The following is a 10178-nucleotide window of genomic DNA, read 5'->3' as shown; positions in this document are numbered from 1 at the left end:
GTGTGGAGCGCGGGACCGCGCGCGCCGCCGGCGTCCGCCGCCCCGCCGCGCGCCGGGGCGCCCGCCCGCCCCGCCCCCCGGCACCCCCGCGGGGACCGGGGGGGGGGGGGGCACAGGAGGCCGACCGGGAGGTTCGGCCGGTCAGACGCCCGTGCCGGTCATCCGGCGGCGACGGAGCACGAAGACACCGCCGCCGAGCGCGGCGGCGGCGACCAGGCTGCCGCCGACGGCCATCTCGGTGGAGCTGGGCGCCAGCGAACCGCCGAGACCACCCTGGGCGCCGCGGCCCGCGAGCACGCGGAACGGGTGCGTGACGACCCGGGAGTTGTCGCTGCACTTGACGGCCAGGTTGTAGTTGCCGGGCGTGGCGTTGTTGTAGACCCGGGCGATCGCGCTGGACAGGCCGTTGGAGTTGACCGAGAGGCTGGTCTCCGGGAAGGCGTTGGACGTGACCGTGCCGCCGTGGCCGCAGCCCTTGGCCGTGATCGTGATCGTCGACCCCGCGTGGACGTCGTAGGGGTTGACTTGGACGTTGCTGGGACCGTTGGTGGCGGCGGCGAGGGGAGCGGCCAGGGCGACCGCGGCGAACGCGGTGGCGGTCACCGCCAGAGTGCGTGCAGCACGCATGGTTGAACCTCCAGTGGAAGACGCCCCGAAGCGGTGCTCCGGGAGATTCGACGAGTACGCCTTCCATGACGAACCATCACAACTTGGACCTCTCCCTGCACCTCGGCACTGGGCCGGTCCGGTGAGCGGCCATGCCGCCGATCGAGTTGCACGGGGCCACACAACCGCAGGTCAGGGGCGCGCAAAACGATTGTCCGACGAGTACTCGGATGGGTCAGCGCGCTGTCACCCGGGCGGACAGGGGCGACCGACGCCGAGCGTGCGCGCTCTTCCTGACGGTGCGTCGGCTCCGGTACGCGCCCGGGCGGGGGTTGTCTTCGGCGCGTCGCCACCCGTACGGCGGCGGGGGGTTACCCGTTCGGGCCGCCCGGAGGGCAGGGGTGCGGAGTCGCCCTTACCGTTCACACGTCGCCACGAAGGGAGAACCATGCCCCCGAAGGACTTCCGCGTCCCTGAGCGCAGGAGACGACACCCCTGGGGCGTCCTGGCCCTCGCCATGCTGTCCGGACTCGCGATGATGCGCAACGGCGCGGACGTCGCGGGCGGTCCGCCGCAGCCGGCCGCCGCGGCCCGTCCGGTGGCCCGTCCGGTCGTCGCGCCGCCCGCGGAGGCGTCGGCGGGCGTCCAGCCGCTGCCCTTCGCGCCCGCCTCGCGGATCCGCATCCCGGCGATCGAGGTCGCGGCCCCGGTGATGGACGTGGGGCTCGACGCGGACGGCTGGGTGGCGGCCCCTCCCCCGCAGGACGCCAATCTGGCCGGCTGGTACCAGAACGGCATCGCGCCCGGTCAGCGCGGCACCGCGGTGATCGTCGGGCACGTCGACAACAACAGCGGCCCGGCGGTCTTCTACGGCCTCGGCTCGCTGGAGAAGGGCCAGCACGTCGAGGTCGAGCGGTACGACGGACGGGTGGCGGTCTTCGAGATCTACGGCATCGAGGTGTACTCCAAGGAGGACTTCCCCGGTCCGCAGGTCTACGGGGACACCGGCCACCCGGAGCTGCGGGTGATCACCTGCGGCGGCGGCTACACCCGGGCGAAGGGGTACGACGGGAACGTGGTCGTCTACGCCCGGATGGTCGGCTCCCGCTGACGCACGCGCGCGTGGAGGGCCCCGGGGGCGTCCCCCGGGGCCCTTCGCGTGACGCCCGGGCGGTCAGCGCCGGGGGACGGTGACCGTGTAGCCCTCGTCGAGGAGCGCGGGCAGGTAGCGGCGGAGGGCGGCCACGCTCTGCGAGCGGTTCCCGCCGGCGTCGTGCGACAGGACGATGACGCCGGGTCCCGCGCCGTCGAGGACCCGGCGGACGATGGTGCCGCTGCCGGGTTCCTTCCAGTCGAGGGTGTCCACGGTCCAGGCGAGCGGCTCCATGCCCAGTTCGGCGCCGATCTCGAAGGAGTGCCGGTTCCAGGCGCCGTACGGGGCCCGGTACCAGAGCGGCGCGGCGCCCAGCGCGCGCTCCACCACCTCGCTGGTGGAGCCGAGTTCGTCCCGGATGCGGGAGGGCCGCAGCTTCGGCACGAGCGGGTGGGACCACGAGTGGTTGCCGACCACGTGCCCGTCGTCGGCCATCTCCCGGAGCAGGTCCTGGTTCTCCACCGCCATCTCGCCGCAGACGAAGAACATGGCCCGGCAGTCGTACTGCCGCAGGGTGGCCAGGATGTCGGGCGTGTAGCGGGGGTCGGGGCCGTCGTCGAAGGTGAGCACCATGGAGCGGCCGACGCCGGTCAGCGAGAGGAAGGGCCGCTGCCGGACCGGCGGGAGGGCCCGGGGCCGGGCGGCGGGGGCGTACGCCGTCATGGGCTGGAGCCGGTACGCGGAGGGCCGCAGCCGGGGCGAGGAGGCCGGCGGCCCGGCGGCGGCGCCGGGCGGGCCCTGGGGCGCGGCGGCGGCGCCTTCCGCGGCGGTGTCGCCGGGGCCGAACCGGTCGAGGGCGAACGCGCCGGCCGCGACGGTGACGCCGAGGCCGGCGGCCAGGCGCAGCACCGACCTCCGCCCGGTGGGCAGCTGATCGTTTTTCATGACCAATGGTTCATACGGGGAGGGTCCCGGGCCCCTCACCGACACCGGGCCGCCGTCCGATTGCACCCGTTGGGCCGATACCCTCGAAGGGTGAGCGAACAGCAGCCCCACCGGTTCGAACGCGGCACCGACGGCCCGAAGGTGATCATGGCCGGGGTCGACGGTTCGGCCTCGTCGCTGCGGGCGGCGTCGTACGCGGCCGGGCTGGCCCGCCGGCAGAACGCGCTGCTCGCGCTGGTCTACGTACAGCCGCTGATCGCGGCCGGCGCCTCGATGGGCGCCCCGGTGGCCGGGGCGACGGAGGAGATCGCGCAGGAGCTGGCGGCGGAGATCCGTGCCTCGGCCGAGCGGGTGAAGGATCTCTGGCAGGTGCGGTGGGAGTTCCGCACCTTCAAGGGGGACGCGTACACCGGGCTGGTGCGGGCGGCGGAGGAGTTGAAGGCGGACGCCGTGGTGGTGGGCGCCTCGGAGTCGGCCGGGCACCGCTTCGTCGGCTCGGTGGCCGTGCGGCTGGTGAAGGCGGGCCGCTGGCCGGTCACGGTCGTCCCCTGACCGGCCGCCGTCCTCACGTGCCGAGGGTGAGGCCGTCCTTGTCGGCGCCCCGGCCGAGGACGACCTGGCGGATCGTCTCGCGGATGCCGGGGTGGCGGGGGTCGGAGGTGTCGGAGCCCAGGTTGACCACCCGGCCGCGCCCGGTGTCGAACCACTGGGGCACGAACTCGGCCTTGGTGACCTCCCAGCGGGCGCCGGGCTTCTTCGGCGGGGCGAAGGTGAAGCGGCCGATGCTGCCCTGGTTGCCGCGGGGGTCGAAGACGCCCTCGTGGTTGATCATGTCGCCGGCGATCTGGTCGCCCATGCCGTAGATCACCCAGGTGCCGTTGACCTTCTCGTACGCCTGGGGGACGTGGGCGTGGGTGCCGACGATGAGGTCGATGTCGGGGCGGCCGCCGGTGCGGGAGGCGGTGAGCGAGCGGGCGAGCGAGAGCTGCCGCTCGTCGGGCTCGGTCTGCCACTCGGTGCCCCAGTGGACGCTGACGACGACCACGTCGGCGCCGGCCGCCCGGGCGGCCCGGGCGTCGGCGAGCACCTTGGCCTCGTCGAGCAGGTTCACCGCCCAGGGCTGTCCCGCGGGCAGCGGGTAGCCGTTGGTGTCGTAGGTGTAGGCGAGCTGGGCGACGGTGGCGCCGCCGGCCTTGAGCAGGGTGGGCCGGGCGGCCTCGGCGGCGGTGCGGGCCGATCCGGCGTGCTTGACGCCCGCCGCGTCGAGGGCGTCGAGGGTGCGGCCGAGGCCGGCCGCGCCGTCGTCGAGGGTGTGGTTGGAGGCGGTGGAGCAGGAGTCGTAGCCGGTGGCCTTCAGCGCGGTGGCGACCTCGGGCGGGGACTTGAAGGCGGGGTAGCCGGTGTAGGGGCCGCCGTCCTTCCCGTACACGGTCTCCATGTGGCAGATGGCGAGGTCGGCGCGGGAGACGACCGGTTTCACGCCGGCGAGCATGGGGCGGAAGTCGTAGCCGCCGTCGCCGGCGTCGGCGGCGGCGCGGCGGATGATCGAGTCGTGCGGGAGGACGTCGCCGGAGGCCACCAGGGTGAAGCCGGCCGGCCTGGGGGCCGGGGCGGGGCGGGGCGCGGTGGAGCCGCCGGGCGGGCTGCCGGGCGAGCCGCCGGGTGCGGGGGTGCCGCCGGGTCCGCCCTGGCTGCACGCGGCGACGACGGCGAGCAGGGAGCCGGCGAGGACGGTGGAACCGGCCCGGGCGAGTCTGGCGCGTACCGGTCTGGTGCCTGCGGTCATGACGACTGCCACCCCGATCATAGGAAGAACATGTGTTCTGCCGAATTCATCCCTCGGGGGGCCGTCAGTCAAGGGACCGGGCCGGAGTGGGGCACGAACCCTACCGAATCGGACGTATGCCCCTCGCCCGCTCGCCTTCCGACCGCTCGCCGTGCCATTCGCCGCTCGTTCCGACCGTTCGTCGCAGACCGCTGTCCGTTCCCTGTCCTCGTCCGCCCGGATGCGTTCGTATACGGCGCGGACGACGAACCGCCGAGCGGGCGGCGAAGGGTGGGCACTCATGACGACGGCGACGGCGACGGCGACGGCGACGACCGACGAGCGGACGCTTCAGGAACTCCAGCGCGAGCACGGCCCCGCCCTGCTCTCCTTCCTCCTGGGACTGACCTACGGCGACCGCCAGCGCGCCGAGGACCTCGCCCAGGAGACCCTGGTCCGGGCCTGGCTGCACCCCGAGGCGTTCAGCGGGGCCTACGCCTCGATGCGGCCCTGGCTCTTCACCGTGGCCCGCCGGCTCGCCATCGACGCCCGCCGCTCCCGGCTGGCCCGGCCGGCCGAGATCGGCGACGGGGTCCTCGCGGTGACCCCCGACCCCTCGGACGCCACCGAGTCGGCCGAGGCGGCCCTCGACGTCCGGGCGGCGGTACGGGAGTTGAGCCCGGAGCACCGGGCGGTGCTGGTCCGGCTCTACTTCCACGGGCTCACCGTCAACGAGGCCGCCGTCGACCTCGGGATCCCGGCCGGCACGGTCAAGTCCCGTTCCCACTACGCCCTTCGGCAGCTCGGCCGCTCACTGCCCGGCTACCGGCCGCGGCACGGCGTCATTGCCCGCCACCGGGCCGCGGCCGCACAATGACGCCGTGACGCTCCCTGACACCGTGGCGCTGACTCCCGCCGCCGCCGAGAAGATCCTCGCCGACAACTTCGCCCCCTGGGTCCTGGACCTGGGGCTCACGGTCGACTCCGTCGACGGCCACGAGGCCGTCCTGCGCCTCCCCTGGTCCGACCGGCTGGCGCGCGAGGGCGGCGGCATCTCCGGCCAAGCCCTGATGGCCGCCGCCGACACGGCCACCGTGATCGCCGTCTCGGCGGCCCGCGGCGGCTTCGTCCCCATGACCACGGTCCAGCAGTCCACCAGCTTCCAGCGGGCGGTCCTCGGCACCGACGTCCTGATCCGCGCCCGGCTCACCAAGCTGGGCAAGCGGATGGCCTTCGCCGACATCACCATGACCGCCGACGGCACCACCGAACCGGCCGCCCACGCGACCGCCGTCTACGCCCTGCTGGGCTAGCCCGCCCCCGGCGCCCCTCCGCGCGGCCCCCTGTCGCGGGGAGGGGAGCGGGGGTCTATGCACTCTATGTATACACCGTGCGTATAGTCGCACCCATGGCCTCACGACCTCACACCCCGCCCCTCCCCCGCCTCTTCAAGGCCGTCGTCGTCACCTGCATCGCCGTCGGCGCCTCGCACCTCGTGCTCTCCGACACCCTGCGCTTCGCCCTCGTCGGGCAGGCCTCGGCCGCCCTGGGGGCACCGACCGGGTACGGGGAGGCCCAGGTCTTCACCACCGCGCTGCTCAACACCGCGCTGGTCATGCCGCTCGTGCTCTGGACCGGGATGCGGCTGAGCGGGGAGCGGCAGCCGGGGGCGATGGTGCTGGTGGGGAGCGTGGGGTGGATCGTCGCCGTCTGGAACGGGATCGACGGCCTGGACGACTCCTTCGGCGCGATCCTGCCCGTGCGCTCGCTCGCGCTCGTCGTCGGCGTCACCGCGCTCTCCTCGCTCGTCCGCCGGCGAAGCTCCGCCGCCCCTTCCGCACCATGCGCCCCCGCAGACCCGTCGGCACCGATCCGGCCGGGGAACGTATCCGAAACCACACCGGCGAGTTGAGCAAAGCGGTCCACGCGGACGCCCCGAGCGGAGGAGGCTCTGCTCCGGGTCCCGAGAACCGCGGGTCCCCGACGTCCGGGAGAAGGTGGGAGCGTTGCCGCCCGAGAGCACGAACGGCGCCGGCCGCAGGAGCGGCGGAGGTCTGGCCGTCCCGATGGCCTGGCTGTGCGCCGAGTACCTGGCCGACCAGTATCTGACCGCGGCCGGCCTGACCGATCCGGGCTCGCTGGAGCACCGCGCCTCCCTGCGGGCCCTGGCCCTCACCGTCCACCTCTCCGGGGAGCCCGCCGCCGAGGAGTGGCTGGGCCTCACCGCGCACGAGGCGGACTGGCCGGACTGGGTGGAGGAACGGCTCGCCGCCGCCGAGGCGGAGGACCCCGACGGGGCCGATCTGGCCCTCGCCCGGGACACCTGGCGGACCCTGCGGGAGACCTGGGTGCACGCCGCCGACCTGGACGGCCTGCCGCGGACGGGGCCGGGACCGCTGGTCGACGAGACGGCCCGCGCCTGGCTGCCCGCCTGGCGGCTGGGCCTGCCGCTCGCCCACCTCGCCGTGTGGCTCTCCTGACCGTCAGCGCGACGGCGAAGGATGCACCCCCGGGCGGTACTTGGGGAAGCGCGCGGTCACCTTCATGCCCGCGCCGACCCCGGTCTCGATGACGAGGCCGTGCTCCGCCCCGTACACCTGGCGCAGCCGCTCGTCCACGTTGGACAGGCCGATGCCCGAGCCGCCCGGGTGCTCGCCGCGCAGCACCGCCCGCAGCCGCTCCGGGTCCATGCCGACGCCGTCGTCCTCGACGGTCACCACCGCCTCCGACCCGGCGTCCCGCGCGGCGATGGTGACCCGGCAGCCCCGCTCCCGGTCCTGGAGCCCGTGCTTGACGGCGTTCTCCACCAGCGGCTGGAGGCAGAGGAAGGGCAGCGCGACCGGCAGCACCTCCGGCGCGATCTGGAGCGTCACCTTGAGCCGGTCGCCGAAGCGGGCCCCGGCCAGCGCCAAGTACTGCTCGATCGCGCGCAGTTCGTCGGCCAGGGTGGCGAAGTCGCCGTGCCGGCGGAAGGAGTAGCGGGTGAAGTCGGCGAACTCCAGGAGGAGATCGCGGGCCCGCTCGGGGTCGGTGCGGACGAACGAGGCGATCGCGGCGAGGGAGTTGAAGATGAAGTGCGGGGAGATCTGGGCGCGCAGCGCGCGGATCTCCGCCTCCACCATCCGGGTCCGGGAGCGGTCCAGCTCGGCCAGCTCCAGCTGGACCGAGACCCAGCGGGCCACCTCGGTGGCGGCCCGGACGAGCACCGCCGACTCCCGCGGCCCGTAGGCGACCAGCGCGCCGAGGACCCCCTCCTCCCCGGTGAGCGGGGCGGTCACCACCCACCGCAGCGCGCAGCCGGGGTCGGCGCAGCCGGTGGGCGCGGAGCGGCTGCGGCCGGTCTCCAGGGTCGCGGCGGCCAGGTCGGGGACGCCCCCGTGGTGGTGGGCCTCGCCGGGGCCGTCCCAGGCGAGGACGGCCGAGCCGTCGGTGAGGCAGAGGGCCTCGGTGCCGAGCAGCGAGCGCAGCGGACGGGCCGCCTTGCGGGCGGTGTCCTCGGTGAGCCCGGCGCGCAGCGGCGGGGCGGCGAGCGAGGCGGTGTGCAGGGTGTGGAAGGTGGCGCGCTCGACGGGGGTGCCGAGGTCGAGGTCGGCGGAGCGGGCGCCGCGCCGCGCCGTGAGCCGGCCGAGGACGACGCCGGCGGCGAGCAGGACGGCTCCGGCGGCGCTCGCCGCGGCCAGGGCGATGCCGCTCACCGGCGGGCCTCCTGGGCGGGCACGGGGGCGGTGAACTCCTCGGGCAGGTGGAGCCGGGCGAGGGTCACCGCGGTGCCGGGCGGGACGCTGCGCGGGGTGGCGAGCGAGACCAGCACCATGGTGAGGAAGCCGAGGGGGACGGACCAGACGGCGGGCCAGGCCATCAGGGTGTGCGGCCAGCCCGCCGGGGCGAGTCCGGCCCGCGTGGCCATCACGGCGGCGAGCGCGGAGCCGCCGCCGAGGAGGAGTCCGGCCGCGGCGCCGGGCGGGGTGAGCCGCCGCCACCAGATGCCGAGGACGAGGAGCGGGCAGAAGGAGGAGGCGGAGACCGCGAAGGCGAGCCCGACGGCGTCGGCGACCGGCACCTTGGAGGCGGCGACGCCGACGGCGAGCGGGACGGCGGTGGCGAGCAGCGTCGCGAGCCGGAAGTGCCGGACCGCGCGGGAGGGCAGCACGTCCTGGGCGAGGACGCCGGCGACGGACATGGTGAGTCCGGAGGCGGTGGAGAGGAAGGCGGCGAAGGCGCCGCCGGCGAGGAAGGCGCCGAGGAGGTCGCCGAGCGCGCCGCCGACGATCCGGTCGGGCAGGACGAGCACGGCGGCGTCGGCGGACCCGGTGAGGGCGAGCTCGGGGGCGTAGATCCGGCCGAGCGCCCCGTACACCGCGGGCAGCAGGTAGAAGGCGCTGATCAGTCCGAGGACGACGAGGGTGGTGCGGCGGGCGGCCCGGCCGTGGGGGCTGGTGTAGAAGCGGACGGCGACGTGCGGGAGCCCCATGGTGCCGAGGAAGGTGGCGAGGATCAGCCCGTACGTGGCGTACAGCTGGTGCCCGTCGCGGCCGCCGGCGAGCGGCTGGGACCAACCGAGGGGATCGGCGCCGTTCCCGCGCCGCTCGGGGACGGGGGTGCCGGGCGGGAGGGCGAGGACGGTGCCGCCGTCGACCCGGTGGGTGCCCGGCGGGAGGGTGACCGGCCGCTCCTCGTACCGGACGGAGTCGACGGTGCCGGTGACGGTGAGGGTCAGCGGGGTGTCGAGGCCGATGCGTACGGTGTCGGCGACCCGGACGACGGTGTGCTCGCGGAGCACGGCGGGGGCGTCGAAGCGGGCCCGGGGCGCCCCGTCCCCGTACCAGGCGGCGACCAGGAAGAAGGCCGGGACGAGCAGGGCGGTGAGCTTCAGCCAGTACTGGAACGCCTGGACGAAGGTGATGCTGCGCATGCCGCCGGCGGCGACCGTGCCGGTGACGACCACGGCGACGAGCAGGCCGCCGACCCAGTCGGGGGCGCCGGTGAGGATCTCCAGGGTGAGTCCGGCGCCCTGGAGCTGCGGCAGCAGGTAGAGCCAGCCGATGCCGACGACGAAGAGGCTGGCGAGCCGGCGGACCCGCCGGGACTCCAGGCGCGCCTCGGCGAAGTCGGAGAGGGTGTACGCGCCGGAGCGGCGCAGCGGGGCGGCGACGAGGACGAGCAGCACCAGATAGCCGGCGGTGTAGCCGACCGGGTACCAGAGCATGGCCGGGCCCTGGACGAGGACGAGTCCGGCGATGCCGAGGAAGGAGGCGGCGGAGAGGTACTCGCCGCTGATGGCGGCGGCGTTGAGCCGCGGCCCGGCGGTCCGGGAGGCGACGTAGAAGTCGGAGGTGGTGCGGGAGACGCGCAGGCCGAGGGCGCCGATGAGGACGGTGGCGAGGACGACGGCGGTGACGGCGACGACCGCGTGGGTCTGGTTCATGCGGGGCGGTCCACCGGTCCCTCAGCGCTCGACGAGGCCGGTGAAGTCGCGCTCGTTGCGCTCGGCCCGGCGGACGTACCAGTGGGCGACGGCCCAGACGACGGGGTACACGCCGACGCCGAGCGCGGCCCACACCAGCGCCTCGGGGGCGGGCAGGGCGAGCAGCAGCGGGAGGGTGCCGACGAGCAGGGCGAGGGCGCCGAGCGCGGTGAGGGCGGCGCGGAGCTGGCTGCGCATCAGGGAGCGGACGTAGGTGTGGCCGAGGGTGGTCTGCTCGTCGATCTCGGAGCGGGCCGGCGGGTGCAGCGGCCGGGGGGGGGGCGCCCGGCCCGGCCGGGGGGCGC

Annotated in this window: 12 protein-coding genes; 6 read left to right on the top strand and 6 right to left on the bottom strand. The window is 75.1% G+C overall.

The window, feature by feature from the left end; genetic code table 11:
• Positions 1-141: 141 nt before the first annotated feature.
• Positions 142-627, bottom strand: a complete 486-nt coding sequence (locus tag ACFW1I_RS36320; RefSeq protein ID WP_031015157.1) for a hypothetical protein — start codon at positions 625-627, stop codon at positions 142-144.
• 427 nt (positions 628-1054) lie between these two features.
• Here ACFW1I_RS36320 and ACFW1I_RS36315 point away from each other — a divergent pair, with 427 nt between their 5' ends.
• Entirely contained in the window at positions 1055-1717 is a 663-nt protein-coding gene (locus ACFW1I_RS36315) for a class F sortase (protein WP_384678041.1), read from the top strand.
• 63 nt (positions 1718-1780) lie between these two features.
• Here the strand turns inward: ACFW1I_RS36315 and ACFW1I_RS36310 are convergent, their stop codons facing one another.
• Complete coding sequence (locus ACFW1I_RS36310) at positions 1781-2644, bottom strand: polysaccharide deacetylase family protein (RefSeq protein WP_384678040.1); 864 nt, start codon at positions 2642-2644, stop codon at positions 1781-1783.
• 90 nt (positions 2645-2734) lie between these two features.
• Here ACFW1I_RS36310 and ACFW1I_RS36305 point away from each other — a divergent pair, with 90 nt between their 5' ends.
• Positions 2735-3196, top strand: a complete 462-nt coding sequence (locus ACFW1I_RS36305) for a universal stress protein (protein ID WP_384678038.1) — start codon at positions 2735-2737, stop codon at positions 3194-3196.
• Positions 3197-3209: 13 nt separating this feature from the next.
• On the opposite strand, the gene ACFW1I_RS36300 is transcribed toward ACFW1I_RS36305, so the two are convergent.
• A complete protein-coding gene (locus ACFW1I_RS36300) occupies positions 3210-4430 on the bottom strand; it encodes a CapA family protein (protein ID WP_384678036.1) in 1221 nt (406 codons plus the stop codon).
• A gap of 280 nt (positions 4431-4710) precedes the next feature.
• Here ACFW1I_RS36300 and ACFW1I_RS36295 point away from each other — a divergent pair, with 280 nt between their 5' ends.
• The 4 genes from ACFW1I_RS36295 (at position 4711) to ACFW1I_RS36280 (ending at position 6889) form a co-directional block, all read left to right on the top strand.
• The gene (locus ACFW1I_RS36295) at positions 4711-5286 is read left to right on the top strand and encodes a sigma-70 family RNA polymerase sigma factor (protein ID WP_384678034.1); all 576 of its coding nucleotides are present in this window, start codon (positions 4711-4713) and stop codon (positions 5284-5286) included.
• Positions 5287-5308: 22 nt separating this feature from the next.
• Positions 5309-5722: a PaaI family thioesterase gene (locus tag ACFW1I_RS36290; RefSeq protein ID WP_384678048.1), complete on the top strand. Its 414-nt coding sequence runs from the start codon at positions 5309-5311 to the stop codon at positions 5720-5722.
• Between the two features lie 95 nt (positions 5723-5817).
• Entirely contained in the window at positions 5818-6321 is a 504-nt protein-coding gene (locus tag ACFW1I_RS36285; RefSeq protein ID WP_384678032.1) for a hypothetical protein, read from the top strand.
• Positions 6322-6415: 94 nt separating this feature from the next.
• The gene (locus ACFW1I_RS36280; RefSeq protein WP_384678030.1) at positions 6416-6889 is read left to right on the top strand and encodes a hypothetical protein; all 474 of its coding nucleotides are present in this window, start codon (positions 6416-6418) and stop codon (positions 6887-6889) included.
• A 3-nt stretch (positions 6890-6892) separates the two neighbouring features.
• Here the strand turns inward: ACFW1I_RS36280 and ACFW1I_RS36275 are convergent, their stop codons facing one another.
• The 3 genes from ACFW1I_RS36275 to ACFW1I_RS36265 form a co-directional block, all read right to left on the bottom strand.
• Positions 6893-8104: a histidine kinase gene (locus ACFW1I_RS36275; protein ID WP_384678028.1), complete on the bottom strand. Its 1212-nt coding sequence runs from the start codon at positions 8102-8104 to the stop codon at positions 6893-6895.
• Positions 8101-9834 carry a cation acetate symporter gene (locus ACFW1I_RS36270; protein WP_384678026.1) on the bottom strand — a complete coding sequence of 578 codons (1734 nt, stop codon included), beginning with the start codon at positions 9832-9834 and terminating at the stop codon, positions 8101-8103. Before ACFW1I_RS36270 ends, ACFW1I_RS36275 begins: the two co-directional genes overlap by 4 nt.
• Before the next feature lie 21 nt (positions 9835-9855).
• Positions 9856-10178: hypothetical protein (locus tag ACFW1I_RS36265; protein ID WP_384678024.1), on the bottom strand; the 323-nt coding region annotated here is incomplete at its 5' end.

The organism is Streptomyces sp. NPDC058955 (genome assembly GCF_042741435.1).
Taxonomy (GTDB): domain Bacteria; phylum Actinomycetota; class Actinomycetes; order Streptomycetales; family Streptomycetaceae; genus Streptomyces.
Note: the sequence above shows the minus strand (reverse complement) of the source record. Positions and strands in the feature narration are given on the sequence as shown.

Coding starts and splice junctions, on each gene's coding strand:
- ACFW1I_RS36285 (WP_384678032.1), top strand. CDS start 5,818: ATGGCCTCACGACCTCACACCCCGCCCCTCCCCCGCCTCTTCAAGGCC.
- ACFW1I_RS36295 (WP_384678034.1), top strand. CDS start 4,711: ATGACGACGGCGACGGCGACGGCGACGGCGACGACCGACGAGCGGACG.
- ACFW1I_RS36300 (WP_384678036.1), bottom strand. CDS start 4,430: ATGACCGCAGGCACCAGACCGGTACGCGCCAGACTCGCCCGGGCCGGT.
- ACFW1I_RS36315 (WP_384678041.1), top strand. CDS start 1,055: ATGCCCCCGAAGGACTTCCGCGTCCCTGAGCGCAGGAGACGACACCCC.
- ACFW1I_RS36310 (WP_384678040.1), bottom strand. CDS start 2,644: ATGAAAAACGATCAGCTGCCCACCGGGCGGAGGTCGGTGCTGCGCCTG.
- ACFW1I_RS36270 (WP_384678026.1), bottom strand. CDS start 9,834: ATGAACCAGACCCACGCGGTCGTCGCCGTCACCGCCGTCGTCCTCGCC.
- ACFW1I_RS36320 (WP_031015157.1), bottom strand. CDS start 627: ATGCGTGCTGCACGCACTCTGGCGGTGACCGCCACCGCGTTCGCCGCG.